This is a genomic window from Mesorhizobium kamtschaticum (genome assembly GCF_056174585.1).
This window is the reverse complement of the sequence record NZ_CM149691.1, coordinates 6,897,096-6,923,160: the sequence shown is the minus strand read 5'-3', so window position 1 is coordinate 6,923,160 and position 26,065 is coordinate 6,897,096. Positions and strand designations below refer to the sequence as shown.

At 63.0% G+C, this 26,065-nt stretch carries 26 protein-coding genes and 1 pseudogene; 23 read left to right on the top strand and 4 right to left on the bottom strand.

Translation table 11 applies throughout. The features are described from left to right. Nucleotides 1-75: 75 nt before the first annotated feature. Complete coding sequence (locus AC0V7N_RS34185; RefSeq protein ID WP_475453172.1) at nt 76-1,077, top strand: bile acid:sodium symporter family protein; 1,002 nt, start codon at nt 76-78, stop codon at nt 1,075-1,077. On the opposite strand, the gene AC0V7N_RS34180 is transcribed toward AC0V7N_RS34185, so the two are convergent. Both AC0V7N_RS34180 and AC0V7N_RS34175 read right to left on the bottom strand, forming a co-directional pair. After that, nucleotides 1,074-2,600: a GMC family oxidoreductase gene (locus tag AC0V7N_RS34180; protein WP_475453170.1), complete on the bottom strand. Its 1,527-nt coding sequence runs from the start codon at nt 2,598-2,600 to the stop codon at nt 1,074-1,076. The genes AC0V7N_RS34185 and AC0V7N_RS34180 overlap by 4 nt on opposite strands. Continuing rightward, the gene (locus tag AC0V7N_RS34175) at nt 2,597-3,385 is read right to left on the bottom strand and encodes a GntR family transcriptional regulator (protein ID WP_475453168.1); all 789 of its coding nucleotides are present in this window, start codon (nt 3,383-3,385) and stop codon (nt 2,597-2,599) included. The genes AC0V7N_RS34180 and AC0V7N_RS34175 overlap by 4 nt, the downstream gene beginning before the upstream one ends. A gap of 65 nt (nt 3,386-3,450) precedes the next feature. On the opposite strand from AC0V7N_RS34175, the gene AC0V7N_RS34170 reads away from it, so the two are divergent. The 11 genes and pseudogenes from AC0V7N_RS34170 to AC0V7N_RS34120 all read left to right on the top strand — a co-directional run bounded on the left by AC0V7N_RS34170 (nt 3,451) and on the right by AC0V7N_RS34120 (nt 12,792). Further along, nucleotides 3,451-4,287, top strand: a complete 837-nt coding sequence (locus AC0V7N_RS34170) for a 2-(acetamidomethylene)succinate hydrolase (protein ID WP_475453166.1) — start codon at nt 3,451-3,453, stop codon at nt 4,285-4,287. Between the two features lie 41 nt (nt 4,288-4,328). Then, a complete protein-coding gene (locus AC0V7N_RS34165) occupies nt 4,329-5,468 on the top strand; it encodes an FAD-dependent monooxygenase (RefSeq protein ID WP_496627591.1) in 1,140 nt (379 codons plus the stop codon). Between the two features lie 70 nt (nt 5,469-5,538). Then, nucleotides 5,539-6,129, top strand: coding sequence for an amino acid synthesis family protein (locus tag AC0V7N_RS34160; RefSeq protein WP_475453162.1), 591 nt, complete (start codon nt 5,539-5,541; stop codon nt 6,127-6,129). A 30-nt stretch (nt 6,130-6,159) separates the two neighbouring features. Continuing rightward, on the top strand, nt 6,160-6,618 hold the full coding sequence (locus AC0V7N_RS34155) for a YbhB/YbcL family Raf kinase inhibitor-like protein (RefSeq protein ID WP_475453160.1): 459 nt from the start codon (nt 6,160-6,162) through the stop codon (nt 6,616-6,618). 36 nt (nt 6,619-6,654) lie between these two features. Continuing rightward, nucleotides 6,655-7,413 (top strand): class II aldolase/adducin family protein, encoded by a 759-nt coding sequence (locus tag AC0V7N_RS34150; RefSeq protein ID WP_475453158.1) that lies wholly within the window; start codon nt 6,655-6,657, stop codon nt 7,411-7,413. 116 nt (nt 7,414-7,529) lie between these two features. Beyond that, a pseudogene (locus AC0V7N_RS34145) lies at nt 7,530-9,160 on the top strand (GMC family oxidoreductase). Continuing rightward, nucleotides 9,157-9,834 (top strand): 3-hydroxyacyl-CoA dehydrogenase NAD-binding domain-containing protein, encoded by a 678-nt coding sequence (locus tag AC0V7N_RS34140; RefSeq protein WP_475453156.1) that lies wholly within the window; start codon nt 9,157-9,159, stop codon nt 9,832-9,834. Before AC0V7N_RS34145 ends, AC0V7N_RS34140 begins: the two are co-directional and overlap by 4 nt. Beyond that, the gene (locus AC0V7N_RS34135) at nt 9,723-10,085 is read left to right on the top strand and encodes a 3-hydroxyacyl-CoA dehydrogenase family protein (protein ID WP_475453154.1); all 363 of its coding nucleotides are present in this window, start codon (nt 9,723-9,725) and stop codon (nt 10,083-10,085) included. The genes AC0V7N_RS34140 and AC0V7N_RS34135 overlap by 112 nt, the downstream gene beginning before the upstream one ends. Before the next feature lie 2 nt (nt 10,086-10,087). Continuing rightward, on the top strand, nt 10,088-10,921 hold the full coding sequence (locus tag AC0V7N_RS34130) for an ABC transporter ATP-binding protein (RefSeq protein WP_475453152.1): 834 nt from the start codon (nt 10,088-10,090) through the stop codon (nt 10,919-10,921). Next, nucleotides 10,918-11,745, top strand: a complete 828-nt coding sequence (locus AC0V7N_RS34125) for an ABC transporter permease (RefSeq protein WP_475453150.1) — start codon at nt 10,918-10,920, stop codon at nt 11,743-11,745. The genes AC0V7N_RS34130 and AC0V7N_RS34125 overlap by 4 nt, the downstream gene beginning before the upstream one ends. A 36-nt stretch (nt 11,746-11,781) precedes the next feature. Beyond that, the gene (locus tag AC0V7N_RS34120) at nt 11,782-12,792 is read left to right on the top strand and encodes an ABC transporter substrate-binding protein (RefSeq protein WP_475453148.1); all 1,011 of its coding nucleotides are present in this window, start codon (nt 11,782-11,784) and stop codon (nt 12,790-12,792) included. 38 nt (nt 12,793-12,830) lie between these two features. On the opposite strand, the gene AC0V7N_RS34115 is transcribed toward AC0V7N_RS34120, so the two are convergent. Beyond that, nucleotides 12,831-13,256, bottom strand: coding sequence for a hypothetical protein (locus AC0V7N_RS34115; protein WP_475453146.1), 426 nt, complete (start codon nt 13,254-13,256; stop codon nt 12,831-12,833). A 99-nt stretch (nt 13,257-13,355) separates the two neighbouring features. Here AC0V7N_RS34115 and AC0V7N_RS34110 point away from each other — a divergent pair, with 99 nt between their 5' ends. The 7 genes from AC0V7N_RS34110 to pldH all read left to right on the top strand — a co-directional run bounded on the left by AC0V7N_RS34110 (nt 13,356) and on the right by pldH (nt 20,905). Further along, complete coding sequence (locus AC0V7N_RS34110) at nt 13,356-14,384, top strand: putative B6 ABC transporter substrate-binding protein (protein WP_475453144.1); 1,029 nt, start codon at nt 13,356-13,358, stop codon at nt 14,382-14,384. 78 nt (nt 14,385-14,462) lie between these two features. Further along, nucleotides 14,463-16,031, top strand: coding sequence for a putative B6 ABC transporter ATP-binding protein (locus tag AC0V7N_RS34105; RefSeq protein ID WP_475453142.1), 1,569 nt, complete (start codon nt 14,463-14,465; stop codon nt 16,029-16,031). Then, nucleotides 16,028-17,125, top strand: a complete 1,098-nt coding sequence (locus AC0V7N_RS34100; RefSeq protein ID WP_475453140.1) for a putative B6 ABC transporter permease subunit 2 — start codon at nt 16,028-16,030, stop codon at nt 17,123-17,125. Before AC0V7N_RS34105 ends, AC0V7N_RS34100 begins: the two co-directional genes overlap by 4 nt. 3 nt (nt 17,126-17,128) lie before the next feature. Further along, nucleotides 17,129-18,064, top strand: coding sequence for a putative B6 ABC transporter permease subunit 1 (locus AC0V7N_RS34095; protein WP_475453138.1), 936 nt, complete (start codon nt 17,129-17,131; stop codon nt 18,062-18,064). Nucleotides 18,065-18,109: 45 nt separating this feature from the next. Further along, complete coding sequence (pldA, locus tag AC0V7N_RS34090) at nt 18,110-18,916, top strand: 4-pyridoxolactonase (RefSeq protein WP_475453136.1); 807 nt, start codon at nt 18,110-18,112, stop codon at nt 18,914-18,916. Between the two features lie 25 nt (nt 18,917-18,941). After that, a complete protein-coding gene (gene ppaT, locus AC0V7N_RS34085) occupies nt 18,942-20,120 on the top strand; it encodes a pyridoxamine--pyruvate transaminase (RefSeq protein WP_475460652.1) in 1,179 nt (392 codons plus the stop codon). 38 nt (nt 20,121-20,158) lie between these two features. Next, nucleotides 20,159-20,905: a pyridoxal 4-dehydrogenase, SDR-type gene (gene pldH, locus AC0V7N_RS34080; protein WP_475453134.1), complete on the top strand. Its 747-nt coding sequence runs from the start codon at nt 20,159-20,161 to the stop codon at nt 20,903-20,905. A 73-nt stretch (nt 20,906-20,978) separates the two neighbouring features. Here pldH and AC0V7N_RS34075 read toward each other — a convergent pair whose 3' ends face one another. After that, nucleotides 20,979-21,941, bottom strand: coding sequence for a dihydrodipicolinate synthase family protein (locus AC0V7N_RS34075; RefSeq protein WP_496627590.1), 963 nt, complete (start codon nt 21,939-21,941; stop codon nt 20,979-20,981). Between the two features lie 107 nt (nt 21,942-22,048). Between AC0V7N_RS34075 and AC0V7N_RS34070 the strand changes: the two genes are divergently transcribed. The 4 genes from AC0V7N_RS34070 (at nt 22,049) to AC0V7N_RS34055 (ending at nt 25,804) form a co-directional block, all read left to right on the top strand. Further along, nucleotides 22,049-23,089: a proline racemase family protein gene (locus AC0V7N_RS34070; protein ID WP_475453130.1), complete on the top strand. Its 1,041-nt coding sequence runs from the start codon at nt 22,049-22,051 to the stop codon at nt 23,087-23,089. Between the two features lie 113 nt (nt 23,090-23,202). Continuing rightward, on the top strand, nt 23,203-24,330 hold the full coding sequence (locus AC0V7N_RS34065) for a serine hydrolase domain-containing protein (RefSeq protein ID WP_475453128.1): 1,128 nt from the start codon (nt 23,203-23,205) through the stop codon (nt 24,328-24,330). A gap of 212 nt (nt 24,331-24,542) precedes the next feature. Next, nucleotides 24,543-24,950 carry a transposase gene (locus tag AC0V7N_RS34060; protein WP_475450548.1) on the top strand — a complete coding sequence of 136 codons (408 nt, stop codon included), beginning with the start codon at nt 24,543-24,545 and terminating at the stop codon, nt 24,948-24,950. Then, nucleotides 24,947-25,804 (top strand): IS3 family transposase, encoded by an 858-nt coding sequence (locus AC0V7N_RS34055; protein ID WP_475450547.1) that lies wholly within the window; start codon nt 24,947-24,949, stop codon nt 25,802-25,804. The genes AC0V7N_RS34060 and AC0V7N_RS34055 overlap by 4 nt, the downstream gene beginning before the upstream one ends. The last annotated feature ends 261 nt before the right edge of the window (nt 25,805-26,065 follow it).

The window sequence follows — 26,065 nt, the reverse complement described above, 5'->3', positions numbered from 1 at the left end:
ATAACTGTTATTTCTTGTATCCCAATTCGCGATGCGCGAAAAGACGGCGTCGAACCCACTCTGAGCGAACATGTCATGCGCCGCTTTTTACCAGACACCTTTCTGATCCTCCTGTTGTGCACCGTCGCGCTTGCGTCGGTCGCACCTGCAACCGGGGTGTTTGCGGGATGGTTCGCGATCGCGACCAATCTTGCTGTGGCGCTGCTGTTCTTCCTGCATGGTGCGAGGCTCTCGCGCGACGTCGTTATTGCCGGCCTGATGCATTGGCGTCTGCACCTGGTGATCCTTCTGACGACCTTTGGCCTGTTCCCGCTGCTGGGTCTGGCGCTTTGCTATCTGCCTGCTTCGATCCTGCCCAAGCCGCTCTACCTCGGCATTCTGTTTCTCTGCGTCCTGCCGTCGACGGTCCAATCCTCGATCGCGTTCACCTCGATGGCCGGTGGCAATGTCCCCGCCGCCATCTGCTCGGCCTCCGCCTCCAACATCTTCGGCATGTTCCTGACACCCTTGCTCGTCGGATTGCTCTTCTCGATGGGTGGGCATGGCGGATTTTCGTGGGATGCGGTGAGCCAGATCCTGGTGCAGCTGCTCCTGCCCTTTGCACTCGGACAGGTGCTGGAACCCCGGATCGGCAACTGGATACGCTCTCGCAAGACGCTGCTGATGCCTGTCGATCGCGGCTCGATCCTGATGGTCGTCTATCTGGCCTTCAGCACCGCTGTCGCCGAAGGGTTGTGGCACATGTTCACGCTGCGCGACATCGCCGTGGTCGTGGTCGCCGATATGGTGTTGCTCGGCCTGGTGCTTCTATGCACGACCTATGGCAGCCGGCTTCTCGGCTTCGACAAGGCCGACCAGATCACGATCACCTTCTGTGGCTCGAAGAAGAGCCTGGCGAGCGGCGTGCCGATGGCCAATGTCATCTTTGCCGGCCAGGGCGTCGGCGCGATCGTTCTGCCGCTGATGCTGTTCCACCAGATACAGCTCATGGTCTGCGCCATGATCGCCCAGCGATACGCCAAGGCGGCACACCGGTCCACCGTGCAGCAAGCCGAGCCGACGGCCTTGGTGGCTTAGTGCCGTCGAGCGAAACTCTCGGCGATGGCGAGGACCGCGGCGTGAATCGGCCCCGAGGTGAGGTTGGGCATGATCGATGCGTCCACGACAAAAAGATTGTCGAGCGCCTTCACCCGTAGATTTGCATCGACGACGGCGTCCGGGTCTTTGCCCATCCTGCAAGTACCGCAGGGATGATGGTGTGTGATGACCGACCGCGCGATGAAGTCGTCGATCTCGGCTGCACTGTTCAGGCTGCCTGGCAGGAGTTCGCGCTCTCGCCAGCCGGCGAGTTCATCCCTATGCCCGATTGTCCGTGCCGCCTCGAGCGCTTGGCGAAACAGCGCGCGGTCCCGATCGGTCTGCAGATATGCCGGGTCGATGATCAGGGGATCGCCGAGCTCAGGTCCGCTTATGCGCACGTTGCCGCGGCTCGTCGGATGGGTGATGCCGAACAGCAGCGAGTAGGCCGTGCCGGCGGCGGGCGCCTGGAAGCATTCGGACACGATCGGCGCGATGCCGCAACCAACGACTATTTCAGGCTGCCCGCTGGCGGTGAAGCTGTCGGCGCGCATATAAGCCATCGACTCCGAATGTTGCAGGCGCGATGGAGGCACCGGCTTGCGGGCCGCATAAAGGTTGCCGGCGCCAAGCAGGTGGTCCTGAAGGTTTCGACCGATTTCAGGCATATCGATCAGGCAGCCAACGCCCGCGGCATCGAGCACAGCGTGCGGACCAATCCCCGAACGCATCAGCAAAGCCGGACTTTCCAGCGCTCCGGCACAAAGCACGACTTGATCCGCAAAGACTTCGACCGAACCCTGTCGCCCTACGATCTCGAGGCTGCGGAGCTGATTGCCCCTGAGATTGAGCCGCCGCACCCGGGATCCCGTAAGGATGGTCAGGTTTTTGCGGTCTCGAACTGCCCCGGTGAGCCAGGCGTCCGCCGCCGTGACCCGCCGCCCGTCGCGAATGTTCAAGGAGTTCGGGGTGACGCCGATCATCTCTCCGCTGTTGTGGCCCTGAAGGCGAGGCAGGCCCAACGATGCGCCTGCCTCGATGAAGGCACGGGCAACCGGACTGACTTCGTCCGCCGGCAAATGGATCGGCAACGGCCCGCTTTTGCCGTGAATGCCATCGCCGCCAAGCGGGTGGTTTTCGATGGCCTGGAAAACCGGCAGCAGTTCATCCCAGCTCCAGCGGCGTTCCCCGGTCGCATCGACCCAAGCCTGGAAGTCGGAAGGATGACCACGCATGTAGCCCATCGCGTGCAGGCAGCTCGAGCCGCCGATCAACCGCCCGCGCGCCCAATGGTGCACCCGGTCCACGGTGCCGGCTTGCGGCTCCGTGCGATAGTCCCAATCGTAGCTGCGGCCCTGAAGCGCTGGCCAGGCAGCGGGGTTCCAGATGTCGGGGTCCGTCGCCTCTTCGCCTGCCTCGATGAGCAGAACGCGACGATCCGGCTCTTCACTCAGTCGCGCGGCAAGCAACGTCCCGGCCGACCCACCGCCGACGATGACGATATCGCAATTCGGAGAACTCAAATCCCGTTGTCCATGGAAATCTTGGCTGCCGCTTTTGCCCTCAAGACGTGGTGCTTCGAGGCTTTGCGGGCGGCTTTCTCGTCGCCGGCGGCGATGGATTCGAATATCTCCCTCATCTCCGCCAAGCTGCTTTGTGCTCTGCCCTCCAAGGACATCGATCGTCCTCGAAAGAAGCTTATCCTGGCCACCAGACCGCGATGGACTTCCTCCAGGATCGGATTCCCGCAATTCGCGAGTATGATCGAATAGAAGTCCGCGGCGGTCATGACCTGCGCCAGGCTGTCATTGCTGGATGCCGCCTCTTCGAACGCGGAAAGAGATTTCTCGAGTTCACGCAACTGCTCCGGCGAAATTCTCAGCGCGCATCGTCCCGCCGCCTCGACTTCCAGCAGCTCTCGAACCTCGTAGATGGCGGTCGCCACCTCCCACGAAAGTGCCGGTACCGACGGCCCGCGGTTGGGTACGATCTCGATCAGGCGCTCGGCCTCAAGACTGCGCAAAGCCTCCCTCAGCGAGGGGCGGCTGATGCCGAGTTGTGTGCACAGTTGACTTTCGATGAGGCGGCTTCCCGGCTGAAACAATCCGGAGAAGATCGCGAGCCGTAACTTGTCGACGGTCTCCCGTTGCACTGTCCGTGGCGAAATTCGCAAATTCAAATCTGGGGGCATCGATAACGTCTCATGGGCTTTTGAGTCGCAAGCTGAAGCAGCATACGCCACGCCATGCAAATTTGACAGCAGGATAGCCAGATTGTCAAATCTGAAGATTGCAAGAATGTCAGACAATCGGCTTGACGCCACCCCGGTCGATATGATCCTTTTGCAGGAGACGGGCAGCGGAGGCGAGGATCATGGACATGGCGGCGGACATACCTTCCGACCACTCTATCTCGCGACGCATCGACATTGGCCGCATGACCTTGAACGTGCGCGAGAAGGGCAACGGCCCGTTGATGCTCTTCTTCCACGGCATCACCTCCAACTCGGCGGTCTTCGAGCCGTTGATGGCCCGGCTCTCGGATCGGTTCACGACCATAGCGGTTGACCAGAGGGGGCATGGTCTCAGCGACAAACCGGAAACCGGCTACGAGGCGAATGATTACGCGGACGACATCGCCGGCCTGATACGCACGCTCGATCGCGGCCATGCCATCCTCGTCGGACATTCGCTTGGTGCTCGAAATTCCGTCACGGCCGCGGCGAAATACCCGGATCTGGTGCGGTCGGTCATTGCAATCGACTTTACGCCGTATATCGAGACCGAAGCGCTGGACGCGTTGGAAGCGCGAGTGAATGCGGGGAGCCAGCTTTTCGAGGATGCAAAGGCCGTCGAAGCATACCTCGCCGGCCGCTATCCGAACATTCCCGCCGACGCCATCAAGATCAGGGCTGAGAGCGGCTATCAGCCGGTCGACGGCGGATTGCGCCCATTGGCCTCGCCCGCGGCCATGGCGCAGACCGCCAGGGGCCTGCGAGCGGATCTGGTGCCGGCCTACCGCGACGTGACCAAGCCCGTCCTCATCGTGCGGGGCGAGACGAGCAAATTGGTGTCGGCGGCGGCGCTGGCGAAGACAAGCCGGCTGCGGCCCGATCTGCCCGTCGTCGTCGTCCCGGGCGCCGACCACTACGTCAACGAGGTGTCTCCCGAGATCACGTTGAAAGCCATCACCAACTTCATAGACGCCTGACGGCCAAGCGCCGTCTTCTTGTACGCAGCAGGATCCAGAAAATGGCCAACGTAAACAGAACTCTGGGCAAAACGCGTCGTGCCGAGGTCGCCGGCGGCGGTTTTGCCGGCCTGACAGCCGCCATCGCTCTCAGGCAGAATGGCTGGGATGTCAGGCTGCACGAAAAGAGCTCGGAGCTGCGGGCATTCGGCGCGGGCATCTATCTCTGGCACAACGGCCTTCGCGTGCTCGAAGGGCTGGGCGCCTTGGACGAGGTTCTCCAGGGCTCGCACACGCCTCCGACCTACGAGACCTGGATGCACAACAAGTCGGTTTCCAAGGAGACGTTCAACGGTCTCCCCTGGCGCATCATGACCCGCAGCCACCTGCACGATGCCCTGGTCGATCGAGCCCGTGCCCTGGGTGTCGACATCCGCGTCAATTCCGAGGCAGTCGCCGCCGATCCGGAAGGGCGCGTGACCCTCCAGAGCGGCGAGGTTCTCGAAGCCGACCTGATCGTCGGCGCCGATGGCGTTGGCTCCAAGGTCAGGGATTCCATCGGTTTCAAACAGGATCGATGGGTTTCGAAAGATGGCCTCATCCGACTGATTGTCCCGCGCATGAAGAAAGATCTCGGGCATGGCGAGTGGGACAATACCATCGACATGTGGAACTTCTGGCCGCGCGTTCAGCGGATTCTCTACTCGCCCTGCAATGAGAATGAGCTTTATCTGGGCTTGATGGCTCCGGCTGCCGATCCTCGCGGATCAAGCGTTCCGATCGATCTCGAAGTTTGGGCCGAGATGTTTCCTCTCCTGGAGCCATGCCTGATCGAAGCGGCCAAGCTGAAAACCGCCCGGTACGACAAGTACGAAACGACCAAGCTGGACAGCTGGACAAGAGGCAAGGTCGCGCTCATGGGGGATGCCGCGCATGCAATGTGCCCGGCTCTTGCCCAGGGCGCCGGTTGCGCGATGGTCAACGCCTTCAGCCTTTCGCAGGACCTGGAAGAGGGCTCTTCGATCGAGGATGCGCTGGTCGCGTGGGAGAAGCGCATTCGCCCGATCACGGATCGCTGCCAGGCCCTGTCCGGCGACTATGCGGCGAACCGCTCGCTCTCGAAGGGAAACATGTTCACGCCAGCGGCGCTGGAAGCTGCCCGCTACGATCCGCTGCGCCGTGTCTTCTCATGGCCGCAGTAAACGTCGGGCAAGCCGGCCAACGAATTAATCGGCGCGTGCGGAAACAGCGCGCACCCTTCAGGAGATAAAGATGAACTATTCCAGTGAAGTTGAACGGGACTACGATGTCAGGGGATGGTACGCCTCCGTCCAGGAAAGCCGGCATGATGGCGGCACACCTGGCGAGACCCTCGTCAAAGTCGCGACAGGCGTTGTCATACGCAATCCCTTCGCCGGAAAATTCGTCGCCGAACTGTCCGATCTGACCAATCCGAGTTCAGCGATCGGTCATGCGCTCGGCGAGCGAGCCGTGGCGCTGCTCGGCAACAGGCCTGTCGAAAGCTATGGCAAGGGCGGTATCGCGGGTACGTCAGGCGAACAGGAACATGTCGTCGCTTGCATCACCACGGTATTCGGAGATCCGCTGCGGCAGCAGGTGGGTGGCGGCAAGGCCTGGATCTCGTCGGTCAGCAAGGTCGCTGTCGCTGGCACTACCATCGATATCCCGCTTGCCCACAAGGACGAGCTCTACATCCGTTCCCACTACGATGCCGTCACCTTTTCCGTGCCGGATGCCCCGCGCCCGGACGAGCTTTTGATCTGCGTCGCCGTCGCATCGGGCCCGCGCGTGCATCAGCGCGTCGGGGGCAAGTCCGTCGCCGACCTCAAGGCCGGCGTCTAGTTCGATCGAAATTGCTGAAGGACGAATTCCATGCCCCTGAACATCAAGGACCTCAAGATCACCTCGGCGGACTTCCAGCCGCTCGGCAAACTGCGCGACGAACATGCCGGCGACAAGGGCAACGCATTGCCCAAGCTTACCGTCAGTGGCGTCCCGGCGGGGACGAAAGAACTCGCGGTCATCTGCCACGATCCGGACGCGCCGCTCGCCAACGGTTTCACGCATTGGGTGGTCTACGGCATCGATCCCTCGACCACCGACCTTTCGGACGCGCAGGAGAAGTTCCGCGTCGGCCCCAACGGCGGCGGCGACAAGCAGTACTATGGACCCCAGCCACCCGCTGGCCACGGAGAACATCACTACTATTTCTGGGTTTATGCACTCGACACGAAGGTCGAAGGCACGCCCACCCGGGAAGAATTCCTGCAGAAATATGCCGGCAACATCATCGAGCAGAACCGGATCGTCGGCATCTACGAAAACAAGTGAAATCCGCGGCCCCGGCGACCGATAACAACAACAAGAATGGTCGCCGTCGCCGCGCAATGGGAGAATTTGGAAATGACAGACAACAGCCCAGCGCGTCAGAAGGTCTTCGAGGAGCTGGTCACGGCAACGAAGATCCTTCTGAACGAAGGTATCCTGGATACGTTCGGGCACATCAGTGCCCGTGACCCCGAGGATCCCGAGAGCTTCTTCCTGGCGCAGAAACTTGCTCCAAGCCTGATAACGGCCGGTGACATCCAGCGTTTCAACCTCGACGGCGAGACCTCGGACAACCGGCCATCCTATCTGGAGCGTTACATCCACAGCGAGATCTACAAGGCACGGCCCGACGTCCAGTGCGTGCTCCACAGCCATTCGCCGGCTGTCCTGCCCTATTGCTTCACCGACCAGCCGCTGCGGCCTGTGACCCATATGGGGGCTTTCCTCGGCGACGCCGTCCCGGTCTACGAGATACGCGACAAGCAGGGAGACGCTACCGATCTCTTTGGCGGCAGCCGGAGCGTCTGTGCGGACATCGCTGAAAGCCTCGGGACCTATCCCGTCGTGCTCATGGCGCGGCACGGCGTCGTCAATGTCGGCAGCTCTGTCCGGCAGGTGGTATTCCGGGCTTTCTATCTTGAACAGGAGGCGGCAGCGCAGACCGCCGGCCTGCGGATCGGCACGATCAAGTATCTGTCGCCGGGCGAAATCAAGGCCGCGGGAAATCTCGTCGGCGCCCAGATCGACCGTGGATGGGATCACTGGTCGCAGCGCCTCAGGCAAGCGGGCCTGGCCTAGGGTCCGCGGGTGTTTGAACATACCCGGAAGACCTTGGTCCTGGCCCAGGTTTTCCAGGCTCGATCGTAATGGGTTCCCTGACGCCAAGGCGTCAGACGAAGGCAATGAAACGCACCATGCCGCACGCTGAAAGCTACGATTACATCATTGTTGGGGCCGGATCGGCCGGTTGCGTGCTCGCCAACCGGCTGAGCGCCGACCCGAAATGTTCGGTGCTGTTGCTGGAAGCCGGCGGCTGGGACAGCGATCCCATGATCCACATACCGCTTGGCTGGGGCAAGATCCTGACCGAGCGGCGCCATGACTGGATGTATTTCTGCGAGCCGGAAGACAATGTCGGCGGACGCGAGGTCGAATGCGCGCGCGGCAAGGTTGTCGGCGGATCATCGTCGACCAACGCCATGGCCTATGTGCGGGGCAATCGCGGCGACTACGATCGTTGGGCAGCCACGGGGCTCAGCGACTGGTCGTATGACAAGGTGCTGCCGTACTTCCGCAAGCAGGAAAGCTGGGAAGGCGGCGAGAACCAGTTTCGTGGCGGCAACGGTCCGGTCAGCACCCAGTTCTGCCGCTACAAGGACACGCTGATCGATGCCTTTGCGCAAGCCAGCGTGCACGCCGGCTATGCGCAGACGAACGACTACAATGGCGAGCGGCAGGAAGGGTTCGGCCGCCTGCAGATGACGATTTCAAAAGGCCGGCGCAGCTCGACCGCGACAGCCTATCTGCGGCCGGCGCTGAAGCGGCCCAACCTGACCGTTCTGACGGAAGCGAGCGCTACGAAGATCGTGCTGGAGGGTACGCGCGCCACCGGCGTCACCATCAACCATCGCGGCGGCGAACGCACGGTTCTCGCCCGTAAGGAAGTGCTGCTTTCCGGCGGCGTGATCAACACGCCGCAACTCATGATGCTGTCGGGCATAGGGGCGCAGGATGAGCTTGCCGCGCAGGGCATCCAGACGCGGGTCAACCTGCCCGCGGTCGGCAAGAACCTGCAGGACCACGTCTCCGTCATTCTCATGTACCGGCGCCGGGCTCCGGGCGGCCCGTTCCTGCGCAACATGCGTGCCGATCGGATCGGGCTCGATTTCGTCAAGACCTACTTCACGGGACGCGGTTTTTCCGGCGATGTGCCCGGCGGCGTTGTCGCCTTCCTGAAGAGCGGCTCGGCGCGACCCTTGCCCGATGTGCAACTGCTCTTCACCGCGGCTCCGCTCGCCGCTTGGCCATATTTCAAGCCGTTCAAGGCGCCGTTTGCGGACGGCTTCGCAACACGCATCGTTGCCACGCAGCCTGAAAGCCGGGGAGCGGTGAAACTGGCGTCGGCCGATCCTTTGGCGGCGCCCCTGATCCATCAGAATTTCCTGGCCTCGCCGAAGGACTGGGAGTCGCTGCGGGCCGGCTTCCGGGTGGCGCGGGATCTCGCGTCTCAGCCCTCCATGCAGCCCTTCATCGAGGCGGAGTTTTTCCCGGCCCGAAGTGCCAGAGCGACGACGAGATCGACGAGCATATCCGCAAGACCTCCATCACCGTGCATCATCCGGCCGGGACCTGCCGGATGGGGGCCGATGCGGCCTCCGTCGTTGACCCGCAATTGCGCATTCGCGGCGTCCAGGGTCTGCGGGTGGTGGACGCTTCCGTGATGCCCGACCTGGTCTGCGGAAACATCAATGCGGCAGTGATCATGATTGCCGAGAAAGCCGCCGACCTCATCGCCAGCTCGAAAGAAAGCGGGGCAGTGCAATGATCCGAAATATCGCCATCATCGGTTTGGGTACGATGGGACCGGGCATGGCTGCCCGGCTCGCCAGAGGCGGCCTCCAGGTCGTCGCCTACGATGTCGCCCCGGCAGCGATCGAGCGCGCGCGATCCATGCTGGGCGTGGCCGAGGGCGTCCTCGACGCCTTGAGTATCGCGCCACCATCGGCCGGCGTTGGAACGGTTCGCTTCACGGATGATATCGGCGACGCGGTATCTGGTGCCGACCTCGTCATCGAGAACGTTCCTGAAAACATTTCGGTCAAGGCCGAAGTCTATCGTACGATCGACGGCCTGATCGGCTCGGACACGATCGTTGCGTCCGACACGTCGGGTATCCCGATCACCAAGCTGCAGGCGCATATCTCGCATCCCGAGCGGATGGTCGGCATGCATTGGTCGAACCCGCCGCATATCATCCCGATGATCGAAGTGATCGCCGGCGAGAAGACCGCGCCGCAGACCGTGGCTGTTATCCGCGACCTGATCCGCTCGATCGGCTTGCTGCCGGTGGTGGTGAAAAAGATGTTCCCGGCTTCGTCGAAAACCGCGTGCTCTATGCGCTGCTGCGCGAGGCGGTCGACCTTGTCGAGCGCGGCGTCATCGATCCGGAAGATCTCGACACCTGCGTGTCGTGGGGCATCGGCTACAAGATCGCCGTGATCGGGCCGATGGCGCTGCTCGATATGGCGGGCCTTGATATCTACAAATCCGTCTCCTCCTTCCTCAACGCCGATCTCTCCAATCGCGACGATGTCGCGCCGATGGTGCTGGAAAAGACGAACGCGTCGAAGTTCGGCATCAAGTCGGGCGAGGGCATGTTCTCCTATACGCCTGAGCAGACCAAGGCGCTGCAAGGCGAACGGGCGCGCAAACTCGTTGCGGTGCGGCGTATCCTGGAGGGCCGGGAGTAGCCATGCGCATGGAACCCATTCGAGCAGCAGGCGGCCGGCCAGCCCATATCCGCCACGATGACGATCTGATCTCTGTCAAAGGTGTTTCGGTCGTCATGGCCAGGCAACTGGTGCTGCAGAACATCGATCTTGCGATACCGAAGGGGTCGTTCGTCTCCCTCATCGGTCCTTCCGGCTGCGGCAAGAGCACCTTGCTCAAGGTTCTGGCCGGGCTGGTAAATCCGACGAGCGGCAGCGTTTCGATCGCCGGACTTGAGCCAGTCGAGGCGGCGCGCAAGCGTATGATCGGCCTCGTCTTCCAGGACGCCAACCTGCTTCCCTGGAAGAATGCCGTCGACAACGCATCGATGCTGCTTGGCATCGCCGACAGATCGCTCTCGCGCGCGGATTTGCGGGCGCGCGGGCAGGAGATGTTGGAACTGGTGGGGTTGGGCGACAGCGCTCACAAGCGCCCCAATGAGTTGTCCGGCGGCATGCGCCAGCGCGTTGCCATCGCGCGGGCCCTGGCGCTCGATCCGGCGGTGCTGCTGATGGACGAGCCATTTGGTGCGCTCGACGCCATTACCCGCGATTCGATGGGCCAGTCGCTGCTGGAGATTTGGCAGCGCACCGGCAAGACCATCGTGCTCGTCACCCATTCGATAGACGAGGCCATCCACCTGTCGCGCCATGTCCACGTGCTGGGGATCAAGCCTGGGCGGATCACCGAGAGCCTCGACATCGGTCTGCCCTATCCGCGCGATCTGTCGGTCACGGAAGATCCGGAGTTCGTCAGGCTGGTGGTTCAACTGCGGATGATGCTGCGCGCCAGTCACCAACCAGGAGGCGCGTCATGAGCGATCAACCCGTCACCAATCTCTCCGAGTCGCGGCCCGAGTCCCGGCTTGCCTCAAGCTGGGGTGCGGCGACAGGCAGCTGGCTTCCAGCGGTCATCCTTCTGCTGGCGACGATCGTGGTGTGGGAAGCCGTGGTGCGGATTTTCGCAATATCCGCCTTCATCATTCCCGCCCCGTCCGAGATCGCGCAATCGCTGGTCGCGCAATGGGCAACGCTGATGCAGGCGACACTGGTGACGGCAGGCGAGATCCTGTTCGGATTCCTTGTCTCCGTCGTGGTCGGCATCGCCATTGCGCTGGTCATCGTGCGCTTCGACTGGCTGGGGCGAGCGCTCTATCCGCTGGTGGTGCTGTTCCAGAACGTGCCCAAGGTGGCACTGGCGCCGATCTTCATCCTCTGGTTCGGCTACGGGCTCGCGCCCAAGATCGGCCTGATCCTGGTCATCGCCTTCTTCCCGGTGACGTTGTCGATGCTGGCGGGCATGCAGTCGGTCGACCGCTCGCTGCTGTCGCTGATGAATTCGGTCGGCGCCAGCCCGACGCAGATCCTGTTCAGGATACGCGTTCCGCATTCGCTGCCGAACCTGATGGCCGGAACCAAGATCGCCGCGACGCTCAGCGTCATCGGCGCCATCGTCGGCGAATTCGCCGGCGCCTCGGATGGGCTCGGCTACGTCATCCAGTTTGCTTCGACCCAGCTCGACACCGCGCTGGTCTTCGCGGCCCTGCTCCTCGTTTCGGTGCTAGGCATCGCCTTCTACTACGCAGCCGAAATTCTCGAACGCATCATGGTGCCATGGGCACCGAAATTCAGCCACGCCTAGGCCCGCTCAATCAACCAACTAAAAAAGGGAACAAAAATGCTCAGACGCTCACTTATCAAGGCAGTTGCCGTTGCCGCGGCCGTCGGTGTGCTCGGCTTGTCGAACGCGGCTTTGGCCGCCGACAAGGTCAGCGTCCAGCTCGACTGGGTGGTGCGCGGCAACCACGCCATGTTCTTCGTCGGCAAGGAAAAGGGCTTCTTCGCCAAGAACGACATCGACGTGGCCGAGATCCGCAAAGGCTCCGGCTCGCCGGACGCCATGCGGCTGGTCGGCAATCAGAACGCGGATTTCGGTTTCGGCGATCTTCCCACGCTCGCCGTCGCGCGGTCGCAGAATGTCCCGGTGGTGGCACTGGCCGCCGTCAACCAGCACTCGCCGCTGGCGATCATCTCGCTGGCGAAGACGGTGAAGCTCACCAAGCCGGCTGATCTCAAGGGTCTCGCCATCGGCATTCATCCTGCCGGTTCAACCTACATTTTCTTCAAGGGCTTCCTGGCGGCCAATGGCCTGACGGAGAAGGACATGACGCTGAACAGCGTCTCGCCGCCCTATGAAAGCTATCTGCTTCTGGGCCGGGTTCAGACGGTGGTCGGCTATGTCGACGCCGAGGTGCCTGAACTGGAGGCCAAGGCGGGCGGTCCCGGCTCGCTCAGCATCATGATGGGCTCGGACCATGGCTGGAAGGCCTACGGTTCCGGCCTCTTCACCTCTCAGGCCATGATCAAGGACAAGCCCGAAATCGTCGCCCGCTTCGTCAAGGCATACAGCGAGGCCTTCGACTATGTCGTGGCGCACCCCGAAGAGGCCGCCGAGATCACGGCCAAGGCTGCACCCGGTTACGCCGACAAGAAGGATGTGCTGCTGGCACAGATCAACGCCGATATCGCGTCGACCTTCACCAGCCCCGACACCAAGGAACACGGCCTCGGCTGGATGACGAAGACGCAGTGGGAGGAAACGCTGAAGACGCTCACCGATCAGGGCGTGCTCAAGACGGCTCCCTCGGCGGACGATGTCTTCACCGACAAATTCCTGGCAAAGAAGTAAGAGGCGCGCGGTGTTGGGCGGGGCAAATCGATGAGCGCCTACCGGCAGACCAGACTGTCCTGCTCCATGACGCAGGACACGGCGCGTTCGCCTTTCGCCGCGTCGCTGCGGTCGAGCGTGATCTGCACGCGTGTGGCATATGCGCGGCCGGCCAGGCCGCACCACAGCCGCTCGACGGGCAGGTTCTCGCGCTTGTCGTTGAGGATCGTGAACGTGCCCGTCTTGGGGTCGAACCAGAGTTCGAGGCGAGCGCTCTTGCCCGGCTCGACCGTCGCGATCCCGGCCGAATACCAGTGGGCGAAGTCGGCATTGCAGGACAGCCCTTCATTGCCCGCATTCGAAATCGTCAACGGCACCATGTCGAGCCCGTCGGTGCCCTTGCGGACGATGACCTGGTGCAACTCAACCGCGTTGGCGAAGGATGTGAACGCCAGCGCCACAGGGAGAACATAACGAATCTTCACTTTGCCTGAGCTCCATGGGGAAATTTCTCAGGCAGTCTACCTCGCTTCTGCGCAATAACAACAAGAATATTGATTGGTAAATCAAACAGAGAGGGTAACATGTTAAAGATTCTCAAGAGCAGTGTGAGTGCAGTTATACTGAGCGGTGTCTTGCTGAGCGGCGCGTTTGCCGGCGAAGTCAAGTCGATCGCCATCCTGACGCCCGAAGAAGGCACCGATTACGGCTGGAACCAGCAGGGCATCGACGCCGCCAAGGCGGCGGGCAAGGCCGCCGGCGTCGAAGTGGTCGTGGCCCAGGGGCTCGGCTATGGCGATGTTCGTCCGACCTTGCGCGAGCTCGCGTCCGACGGCGCCAGCCTGCTGATCGCGCATGCCAGCGGCTACAACACTTCGGCGCCTGAAATCGCCAAGGAATTGAAGGTTCCGGTGGCGATCGTCGATACGCCGAACGGCCTGGAGAAGGGTCTCGTCGCCGACTACACGCTGAGTGGTCACCAGGGCGCCTATCTCGCCGGCCGTCTTGCCGCCAAGATGTCGCGTTCGAAGTCGGTCGGCATCGTCGTTTCGGGCGAACCGCCATCATGGAACTCGCAGTCGGCGGCGTTCGCGCAAGGCGTGAAGGCGGAGAACCCGGACGTCAAGATCACCTATGCGGTGATCGGCCCGGCCGCCTACAGCGACGCGGCCGGCGGCAAGCGCGTCACCGAAAGTGTGATCGCATCAGGCGCCGACATCATCTTCGGCCAGGGCAACGGTTCGAGCTTCGGCATGCTGCAGGCGGTCGAGACGACCAAGGCAGCCGATGGCGGCAAGGTCTATTTCATCGACGTCATCGGTGACAAGTCGCCGATCGACAAGGGCTTCCTGCTGTCGTCGGTGGTGTGGAACATCGAGCCGGTCTATGCGGCAATGATCGCCGACCTGAAGGCCGACACGTTCGGCACCAAACACTACACGATCGGCCTCAAGGACGACTCGGTGAAGCTGCTGAAAACCGCTGCCATTCCGGACAATGTCTGGGCGGAAATCCAGTCGCTGCGCGAAGACGTCATTTCCGGCAAGATCAAGGTCGATCCGGTGTTTGACGCGGCCGCCGTCAGGGCATTGATGACCAGCGTCGCCCAGTAAGGCGATCACGGTCGGCTGCCGGAGGGGTGATCCGTTCACCTCTCCGGCCGATTCCCACTTTTTGTGTGTTGGGCTTTCATGAGCAGTTCTTCTTCATCGTCCGTTGCCGGGCGCGACATCGTCGCGCTTGAAGGCGTCACCAAACGGTTTCCCGGCATCGTCGCCAATGACAGCATCGATCTGTCGATCCGTCCGGGCGAGGTGCATGTTCTGCTGGGCGAGAACGGCGCCGGAAAATCGACATTGATCGGCATGCTGTCGGGACTGCAGCAGCCGGACGAAGGGCGCATACTGGTCGACGGCAAACCGACCCCGATCACTTCGCCGCGCCATGCGCTGGCACTGGGCATCGGTACAGTGTTCCAACACATGATGCTGGTGCCGACGCTGACGGTAGCGGAAAACCTGTTGCTTGGCGGACCGTGGTGGCAGCGCCCCAGGACCGAAGAGCTGGAGGCGCGCGTCGCCGAGATCACCCGCAGCCTCGGCATCACGGTGAAGCTGCATGCCAAGGTGTCGGAGCTTTCGCTCGGCGAGCAGCAGCAGGTCGAAATCCTGCGCGCGATGGTGCGCAACAGCCGATTGCTGATCCTCGACGAGTCCACCTCGATGCTGACGCCGAAAGGCATCGACGAACTGGGCGCGCTGATGCGCCGCCTTGTCGAGCAGGGCCTGGCGATCGTCTTCATCACCCACAAACTCAAGGAGGCGGCGGCCTTCGGCGACCGCATCTCGGTGCTGAAGCTCGGCCGCAAGGTCGGCGAGATCCCACCCGAGCGGTTTCGCGCGCTGGGCGAACAGGCGATCATTTCGGAGATCGTGGAATTGATGTTCGGCAAGCTGAAGGACGATCCGGAAGCTGTCGAGCGTCCGATCCGCACGGTCCGCACTGATGCCGCTCCGCTGCTTCAGGTCGCGGATCTCGCGGTCGCGCCGACGGACAATGCGCCAGGCCTGTCGTCGATCTCTTTCGACATCCGCCCGGGCGAGATCCTGGGCATCGCCGGCATTGACGGCAACGGCCAGAAGCAGCTGGCGGAAGCGCTGGCTGGCCAGCGCGCGGCGACCAGCGGTTCGGTGCGGCTGGAAGGCACCGCCATCGAGGCGCTGAGCGTCGGCGAACGCCGTCGGCGCGGTCTGCGCTACCTGACCGACGACCGGCTCGGCGAAGGCACTGTCGGCACCTTCCCGGTCTCGATCAACTTCTTCCTAAAGCAGGTTGGCGCGGCCCCGTTCTGGCGCGGCGGCGTCGAGCAGCGCGGCGAGATCGACAAGCGCGCCGCTGAACTCGTGCGCGAATACGATGTGCGCACGCCAAGCCTGAAGACGCCGGTCGCCCGGCTGTCCGGCGGCAACATCCAGAAGGTGCTTCTGGCACGCGAGCTGGCAGAGGGCGCCAAGGTGGTGATCTTCAATAAGCCTACCTATGGGCTCGATCTCGCCAACACATTGGCGTCGCGCCAGCGCATCCGCGATACGGCGGCCCGCGGCCTTGCCGTGCTGCTCATCTCCACCGACCTCGAGGAGTTGCTCAGCATGTGCGACCGCGTCGCCGTCATCGCCAACGGAGCGCTCGTCGGCACCGTCGAGAACGCCGACGACGCCCGCACCAAGGTCGGTCGCCTGATGATCGGACTTGCCGCATGAGCATCGACACCGCACCTACAGCCAATGCCACCGCGCTTGATGCCACGAGCGCGGCGGCGACGCGTCGCGACATCCTGCATCGGCTGCTGATGACGCTCGGCCCCATCCTTGCCGCTCTCGTCATCGCCGGTTGCATCCTGCTCGCCGTCGGCGTCGACCCGCTCGCTTATTACGGCTTCGTGCTGGAGAAAGGACTGTTCTCGCCGCTCGGTATCCAGCAGACGCTGACGCGCATGGCGCCGCTGCTGTTTCTTGCCGCCGGCCTGATCGTGGCCTTTCGCGCCGGTATGTGGAATCTCGGCGGCGACGGCCAGTTCCTGCTGGGCGCGGTAACGGCGGCGGCCAGCGCTCCCGTGTTCGTTCAGATCATGCCGGCCTGGCTGGCGCTGACCTGCGCGTTCCTCATCGCCATGGCGGTGGCGATGATCTGGTCACTGGTGCCGGCGCTGCTGCGGGCCTATCAGGGCGTCAACGAGATCATAACCACGCTGATGATGACGTTCCTCGGCACCTCGCTTGCCAATGTGCTGGTCAAGCTGGTGTTTCGGGATCCCAGCACGACCGTGCCGCAGACCCGCACGCTGCCGGTGGAAGACCGGCTGCCGCGCCTGTTCGAAACGACCATCACCAGCGGCCTGCTGCTTGGGCTGGCGGCGATCATCATCGTGCATCTGGTGATGACGCGCACGGCATTTGGGCTGAAACTGCGGATTGTCGGCGCCAATCCGCGCGCGGCGGTTCATGCGGGGCTGGGTGTACCTGGCCTGACCATTGCCGTCTTCGCCATTTCCGCCGGGCTGGCCGGCCTTGCCGGCGCCGTCGACATCATCGGCGTCCAGGGCAATGTCCGCGCCGACTGGAATCCCGCCTACGGGCTTGCCGTCATTCCCGCCGTATTTCTCGCCCGCATGAATGGCTTTGCCGCCATCGGTTTCGTGTTCCTGCTCTCGGTGCTGTCGATCGGCGGCGAGAGCGCGGCGCGGCGGCTCGGCGTGCCCAATCATTTCACCCTGGTGCTGGTTTCCATCGTGCTGATCGTGCTCGCCCTCGCCGAATATTTCGACCATCGATACAACCAGTCGCGGAGGGCTTGAGGCATGACCGGGCTCTTCAGCGAAGTCTTTCTCAGCGCGCTGCTGTTCGGCGCCGTCACCGCGGCGATCCCGCTGCTGCTGGCCGGCCTCGGCGAGCAAATGTCGGAAAAAGCCGGCGTGCTCAATATCGGCATCGAAGGCATGATGCTGGCCGGCGCCTATCTCGGCTTTGTCGGTGCCTTCTATTCCGGGTCGCTATGGCTGGGGTTCCTCACCGGTGCCGCCGGCGGCGTCGCGGTGGCGCTGATCATGGCGCTGCTCTGCGTGCGCATCGGGCTGAACCAGATCGTCATCGGCATCGCGCTGACGCTGGGTCTCGAAGGCCTGACGGCGCTGCTTCATCATTTCCAGTTCTCGCGCAGCTATCCCCGCCTGCCGGCGGCGGACGCCACCGTCATTCCGCTGCTGTCGGATATTCCTGTGATCGGGCCGGCCCTCTTCAAGCATCATTTGATCGTATATCTGGCGGTCGCGCTGGTGTTCGCCATGGGCTACCTCTATCGGCGCACGCAGCTCGGCCTCAATTTGCAGGCGGCGGGCGACAAGCCGGCCGCGCTCGACGTCGCCGGCATCGACGTCATCAGGACCCGGACCATCGCGGTGCTGACGACCGGCGCGCTGGCCGGGCTCGGCGGCGCCTACCTCGCCAATGTCGGGGCCGGGCTGTTCATTCCGTTCATCACCAATGGTGCGGGCTTTCTCGGCATCGTGCTGGCCATGCTGGCGCGCGGCCGCCCGATCTGGGTGCTGTTCGGCGCGTTGCTGTTCGGCGTCTGCCTGTCGCTGACGACGGCCATGCAGGTGGCGGGCATCAACATACCGACCGACATCATCCAGATGCTGCCATTCCTGGCGGTGATGATCATGCTGGTGCTGTTCGGCCGGCGCGCCAGCCTGCCGGCCGCCCTTGGTATTCCATACGAGCGCGGCGCGCGCTGACAACAATTCATGCGCGGACGGGACCGCGCCTAATAGGAGGCAAGAATGTCGGATACCAAGGTCTACCTGCTCGACGGCGGCTCGCTCGTTCTCGACGGCTATCATGTGTTCTGGAACCGCGGCCCGGGCGGCGAAGTGCGCTTCCCCGTCTATTCGATCCTGGTCGAGCATGCCGAGGGTCGTTTCCTGATCGACACCGGCTACGACTACGATCACGTCATGAAGGTGCTGCCCTTCGAGAAGCCGATCCAGGAAAAGCACCAGACCATCCCCGGCGCCCTGGCGCTGCTCGGCCTCGAGCCGAAGGATATCGACGTCGTCGTCAACTCGCATTTCCATTTCGATCATTGCGGTGGCAACAAGTATTTTCCACACGCCAAGAAGATCTGCCACCGGACCGAGGTGCCGCAGGCCTGCAATCCGCAACCTTTCGAGCATCTCGGCTATTCCGATCTGAGCTTCTCGGCGGAGGCGGCGGAAGCGCGTGGCGCGACCGCGCAGCTGCTGGAAGGCACGACGCGCGCCAACTCGACCTTCGAGGGCGTCGACGGCGACATCGAACTCGCCAAGGGGGTCAAGCTGATCTCGACGCCCGGCCATTCGATCGGCCATTACAGCCTGCTGGTCGACTTCCCCAAGCGCAAGCCGATCATGTTCACCATCGACGCCGCCTATACGCAGAAGAGCCTTGAAACGCTGTGTCAGGCGGCTTTCCACATCGACCCGGTGGCAGGCGTCAATTCGATGCGCAAGGTGAAGAAGCTGGCCGAGGACCACGGCGCCGAGCTGATGTACTCGCACGACATGGACAACTTCAAGACCTACAGGACCGGCACGCAATTCTACGGCTGACCGCCGCTAATCCGGAGACAAGATGATGCGCTATCCCGAACACGCCGATCCGGTCATCACCCTGACCGCGGGACCGGTGAACGCCTATCCAGAAGTGCTGCGCGGCCTCGGCCGTACGGTGCTCTACGACTACGATCCGGCCTTCCAGCTCTTCTACGAAAAGGTGGTGGACAAGGCGCAGAAGGCGATGCGGCTGTCGAACAAGCCGGTCATCCTGCATGGCGAGCCGGTGCTCGGCCTTGAGGCTGCGGCGGCATCGCTGATCACAGCAGACGATGTCGTGCTCAACCTTGCCTCGGGTGTCTACGGCAAGGGTTTTGGCTATTGGGCGAAACGGTACTCGCCGCATCTGCTCGAGATCGAAGTGCCCTACAATGAGGCGATCGATCCGCAGGCGGTGGCCGACATGCTCAAGGCGCATCCGGAAATCACCATCGTGTCCGTCTGTCACCACGACACGCCGTCCGGCACGATCAACCCGATCGACGCCATCGGCGCGCTGGTTTCGGCGCATGGCGGTTATCTGATCGTCGACGCGGTCTCGTCCTTTGGCGGCATGAAGACGCATCCCGAGGATTGCAAGGCCGATATCTATGTCACCGGCCCGAACAAATGTCTGGGCGCCCCTCCCGGCCTCACCATGATGGGCGTCAGCGAGCGGGCCTGGGTCAAGATGAAGGCCAATTCGCTGGCGCCGCGCGCATCGATGCTGAGCATCGTCGACTGGGAAAATGCCTGGTCGAGAGACAAGCCGTTTCCGTTCACGCCGTCGGTCTCGGAGATCAACGGGCTCGACGTCGCGCTCGATCTCTATCTCAACGAGGGAGCGGAGGCGGTGTGGGCACGCCATGCGCTCACCGCCAAGGCCATGCGCGCGGGCGTCATCGCGATGGGCCTGTCGATCTGGGCCGCCAGCGACAGGATCGCGTCGCCTACCACGACCGCCGTTCGCACCCCCGAAGGTGTCGACGAGAAGGCGCTACGCCAAGCCGCGCGCGCCCGCTACGGCGTGGTGTTTTCGTCGGGCCGCGGCGAAACATTGGGGAAGCTGACACGCATCGGCCATATGGGACCGACCGCCCAGCCGATCTATGCGATCGCCGCACTCACGGCCCTTGGCGGCGCCATGAACGCGGCCGGCCAGAAACTGGCGATCGGCAAGGGCATCGAGGCGGCGCTGGCCGTTATCGACGCCGACGCCTGAACAGACACCATTGGATCACGGATTGAGGGAGTATTTTCATGACTGAACGACTTGCGGGAAAGACGGCTCTGGTTACCGGCGCCGCGCAGGGTATCGGCAAGGCGATCGCCGCGCGGCTGGCCGCCGACGGGGCAACCGTCATCGTCAGCGACATCAATGCCGAAGGCGCCAAGGCGGCGGCCGCGGCGATCGGCGGAAAGGCGAGGGCGATCGCCGCCGACATTTCCGATCCGGCATCGGTCAAGGCACTCTTCGCTGAAATCCAGGCCTTGACCGGTGGCATCGATATTCTGGTCAACAATGCCAGCATCGTACCGTTCGTCGCCTGGGACGATGTCGACCTCGACCATTGGCGCAAGATCATCGACGTCAACCTGACAGGCACCTTCATCGTCACCCGCGCCGGCACCGACCAGATGCGTGCGGCAGGCAAGGCCGGACGGGTGATCAGCATCGCCTCCAACACCTTCTTTGCCGGCACACCGAACATGGCCGCCTATGTCGCGGCCAAGGGCGGCGTCATCGGCTTCACCCGGGCGCTGGCCACCGAGCTCGGCAAATACAACATCACCGCCAATGCGGTGACGCCCGGCCTGATCGAGAGCGACGGCGTCAAGGCGAGCCCGCACAATGAGGCGTTCGGCTTCGTCGAGATGCTGCAGGCGATGAAGGGCAAGGGCCAGCCGGAACATATCGCCGATGTGGTTTCGTTCCTGGCCTCCGACGATGCGCGCTGGATCACCGGCCAGACGCTGAATGTCGACGCCGGGATGGTCAGGCACTAAATCAGACAGTCGCTGCTCAGCCCCGCAATGCGACCGGCGGCCGTACTATGGCCGCCTTGTCGCACTTGCCGGGTCAGGCTGCGTATCTGGCAATCACGCCGGGTTGCCTCGACCACTGGGTATACCAGCTGTCGAACAGTTTGAGTTGCGCCTCGGCATAACCGCGCTGGCTGTCGCCCAGCACGTCCGTCTCGTTGAAGTGCAGCTCATATTCGGGAGCGCCCTTCAGCACCATCATGTGCTTGAAATAGAGCACCAGGTCGGGGCCCTCGTCGAAGGAGGACAGCACGGCGAGCGCGGCGTCCAGTTCCAGCGCGCGCTGGCGGGCCTCGACGTCGCCCTTGGCCGCGGCTTGGCTTAAGCCCACAAGGTGCAGCACCTCCTTCGGCAGGACGTTGCCGATGCCGGTGATGGCGCCGGACGCGCCGCAATTGACGAAACCGTGGAAGACGGCAGTGTCGACGCCGATCATCAGCGCCACCTCATCGTCGCGGCTGGTGATGTTTTCAGCCGCGTAGCGCAGATCCGACGGGCCGCCGAACTCCTTGAAGCCGACCAGGTTCGGGTGTTCGGCGCGCAAGGCGAAGAACAGCTCGGCGCGTGTGGCAAAGCCGTAATAGGGGCTGTTGTAGATGACCGCGGGCAGATCGGGCGCCGCCGCCAGGATCGCCTTGAAATGGTTGCGCTGTGCCGTCACCGAGGGCCCGCGCGACAGAACGCGCGGGATCACCATCAGGCCCCGGGCACCCACCTTCTGGGCGTGCGCCGCATGGGCCACGGCCCTGGCGGTGTTGACCGCGCCGGTGCCGACGATCACCGGTACGCCGGCCTTCACCAGGCGCTCGACGCCCTCCATGCGTTGCTCGTCGGTCAACAGCGGCCAGTCGCCCATCGAACCGCAATAGACGACGGCCGACATGCCGGCCGCGATCAACTCGCGTCCCTTGCGCACCAGCGCGTCGAAGTCAGGCTGGCGGTCCTGCGTGCACGGGGTCATCAACGCCGGCATGCAGCCGGAAAAAACATTAGAGGTCATTTCGGATTCTCCTTGAGGCTGGCACGCAGATTGACCAGTTTGTCCCGAGCGGCATGGCTTGCCAAGCAAAATAGTCGTGGCCGCCAGGGACCAACGCAGGAACAACAATGCGCACCAAAACCAGCATTCATGTCGTCGGCTGCCATGCCGAAGGGGAGATCGGCGACGTCATCGTCGGCGGTGTCCTGCCGCCGGCGGGCCGCACGATGATGGAGAAGATGATCACGATGGAACGTGATCATGACCATATCAGGCGCATGCTGATCTGCGAGCCGCGAGGCAGCGTCGCGCGCCACGTCAACCTGCTCGTTCCCTCGACGCGCGAGGATTGCGCCGCCGGCGCCATCATCATGGAGCCGACGGAATATCCGCCGATGTCCGGTTCCAATACGATCTGCATCGCCACGGTGCTGCTCGAGACCGGCATGGTGCCGATGCAGGAGCCCGAGACGCGCTTCAAGCTCGACATGCCGGGCGGCGTCATCGAGGTGCGCGCCGAATGCCGCGACGGCAAATGCGTCTCGATCACCTTCCGCAACGCGCCCGCCTTTGCCGAACGTCTCGACGCTGCCATCGAGGTCGAGGGGCTGGGCACGCTCACCGTCGACATCGCCTATGGCGGCATGTTCTACGCCATCGTCGATGCCGAGGCGCTCGGCTTCTCGGTCGCCCCCGACGAGGCGCGCGAGCTGGCGGTGGCCGGTGAGAAGATAAGGCGGGCCGCGCGCGAGCAGCTCGATGTCGTCCATCCCGAATTCGAGCATGTGCGCGGCGTGTCAATCGTGCAGTTCGCCATGCCGTTCCAGGGGCCGGGCAATGTCACGCGCAACACCTGCATCGTCTCGCCGGGGCGCTCGGACCGCAGCCCGACCGGAACCGGCACGTCGGCCCGCATGGCCGTGCTGCAAGCCCGGGGCTTGATGGGCGTTGGCGACGTGTTGATCCATGAATCGATCATCGGCTCGCGCTTCACGGGTCGGATTGTGGAGCTGACGGAAATCGGTGCCCGCAAGGCGATCGTTCCGGAGATCACCGGCCGGGCCTGGATCACCGGTGAGCACAGCTACTATCTCGATCCGACCGATCCTTATCCCCAGGGCTACGTGCTGTCGGATACCTGGGGCACCTCCACCTCGGTGAAGCAGTAGTCAGAGCCCGCCTTCTCAAGCGTCGGCAGTTCGCTGGACTGGCGAGTTCCCGCCAGGCGAGAATGGTCTCAACGGTGGTATCTGTCACTTTCGCACTTGGTGAGAATTCGCGCATGAACATAGATGGTATCTGCGATCCGCGCTTCGCCGGCGTACGCGAAGCATTCGCCGCGTGTTTCGACCAAGGGCTGGAACATGGCGGTGGCGTATCCGTCGTCGTCCACGGCAAGACTGTCGTTGACCTGTGGGGCGGTCACGCGGATGCCGCGCGAACCCGCCCTTGGCGGCAGGACACGCTGATCAATGTCTGGTCTTCCACCAAGGGCGTCGTGGCGCTGGCGATCGCGATGTTGGTGGAGCGCGGCAGACTGGACTATGCCGCGCCAATTGCCCGCTACTGGCCGGAATTCGCCGCCGGCGGCAAGGAGCGCATCACGCTTGATCAGGTGATGTCGCACCAGGCCGGGCTGAATGGCCTTGCCGTGCCGATGGACGAAGCGGGTCTGCTCGCGTGGACGCCTTTTGTCGACGCGCTTGCGGCCATGTCGCCCCTCTGGGAGCCCGGCAGCCGCTGTATCTATCACGCGCTTACCTACGGCCATCTTGCTGGCGAAGTGCTGCGACGCGTCGACGGGCGGAGCATCGGCCGCTTCATCGCGGAAGAGATCGCCGGCCCGCTTGCAGCCGATTTTCATGTCGGTCTGCCGGACCGCGAGGATTCCAGGGTCGCCGAGATGATCGAGGGCCCCAGGGCTTCGGACTGGGTCGAGTTTGTCCGCGCCTCGCCATTTCCTCACGCTAGCGACAATCCGCCGCCCCGTGCATTGGCCCCCAACGACCGCGTCTGGCGCGCCGCCGAAGTGCCGGGCGGCAATGGCCAGTCGACGGCGCACGCACTGGCACGCATATACGGCATGATGGCAGCTGGCGGGATTTGGGAGGGCAAAGCTCTGATCGGTCGCGCGGCGATAGGGGAAGCAGCGCGCCTCCGCTTTCGCGGCATGGATGACAGCTTTGCAGTTCCAACGGCCTTTTCTGCCGGCTATCAGATGGAGGATCCGGTCTATGCCGGCCGCGCATCGCCGCAAACGTTCGGCCACACCGGCTGGGGCGGCGCCATCGGTTTCGCCGATCCGGGTGCCGGCGTCGGGTTCGGCTATGTCACCAACCGCATGCTGGGTTTTGACGATTTGGACCCACGCCGCAAGGTGTTGATCGACGCCGTTTACGACGCGCTCTGACCGAATGGTGACAGTGCACTTTGATCGCTATTCGCCTGGCCGCCGCAGCGTGTAGATTGACCGAGTGGCCCGCCTGGCTCGCATTGTCGTTCCCGCACTACCGCACCGCGTGACACAGCGCGCCAACGGGCGAGGAAAAATTGGTGCACTGGACTGCACCCCGAGGGTGAGACACGGTAATTTCTGTGACAGGTTATCCTGGAGGATGACCTATGACAGACAGAATGACGTTCAGAACGTTTCCGACGGCATTTAAGTTAGCGGCGATCAAGCGGCTTGAGGCGGGCGAGGCCGTGTTGCCTTTGGCCCGCGAACTCGGCGTTTCACGCAAACTTCTGCATGACTGGCGCAAGGCGTGGGAGCTGCATGGGCCTGCGGGATTGAACCGTAAGCGCGGTCCCAAACCCGGTCGGCGTAAGTTACGCCCGTTGGCTGAACCGGCGGCAAAAGGCAGCAGCGGCGAACTGGCCAAGGCGCGCGTGAAGATCGCCGAGCTTGAACGCAAGATCGGACAACAGGCGCTCGATATCGATTTTTTTCACAAAGCCTTGCGCGCCTTGGACGCGGCGGATCGGCAAGGCTCAATCGCGCCCGTCTCACGGAAGTCATCGAAGCCATGACGGCATCTGACGCCGGCAAAGTTGACGTTCAGCATCTGTGCAAACTCGCCGGCGTGTCCCGGGCGAGTTATTATCGCCGCTTCGAGGCCCGTGCCCCGCGCGAAGCCGATGTAGAACTGACGAGCCATATCCAATTACTCAGCCTGCGCCACCGGTTCTATGGCTACCGCCGTATCACGGCCGTGCTCAGGCGTTCAGGCATGGTTGTAAATGCCAAGCGGGTTCAGCGGCTTATGCGCGAGGACAACCTGATCGCGATGCGCCGCAAGCCTTTTGCGCCACCCACTTCGGACAGCCGCCATGGCTTTCTCATTGTGCCCAATCTGTTGCGTGGCCTGGTGCCTTCGGGGCCGGACCAGATCTGGGTGGCGGATATCACTTATATTCGCCTGCGCGAGGCCTTCGCCTATCTCGCCGTCATTCTCGACGGCTTCTCGCGCAAGGTCGTGGGCTGGGCGCTGGCTCCCAACCTCGATGCCTCCCTTGCCGTGGCAGCGTTGGAGCACGCACTTGCCGATCGCAAGCCCAGACCCGCCAGCCTCATTCATCATTCTGATCGTGGCGTGCAATATGCTTCGACCGATTATCGCCAGCGCCTCGCTGGCCACGACATCACCGTCAGCATGAGCAGGCCCGGCAATCCCTATGACAATGCCAAAGCCGAGAGTTTCATGAAGACCCTCAAGACCGAAGAAGTCGACGGACGCCGCTTCAAGAACATCGAGCACGCAAGACGTTTCATCAGCGTCTTCATCGACACCATTTACAACACCGAGCGCCTCCACTCCGCCCTCGGTTACTGCCCGCCGCTTGAATTCGAAGCCAACTTCGCGCTAGCCCTAAACTCTAAATGAAAACAACCTGTCACAGAAATTACCGTGTCTCACCCTCGGGGTGCAGTCCAGCACTGTCACCGTAATTCGAACGGCACCTCGTACGGTGTCTTATGCAAACCTGGAGTTGCTAGAATTACAGACGTCTGCGACAAGAGTTGTTTGGCTCGGTCGCAATGGGACAGTGTCCATTTCTCGTTGGAAATTTCACTGATTTTGGGTTTAGACCGCGACATCAGGGAATTACGGAATTACGGTGACAGTGCACTTTTTGTCATATTC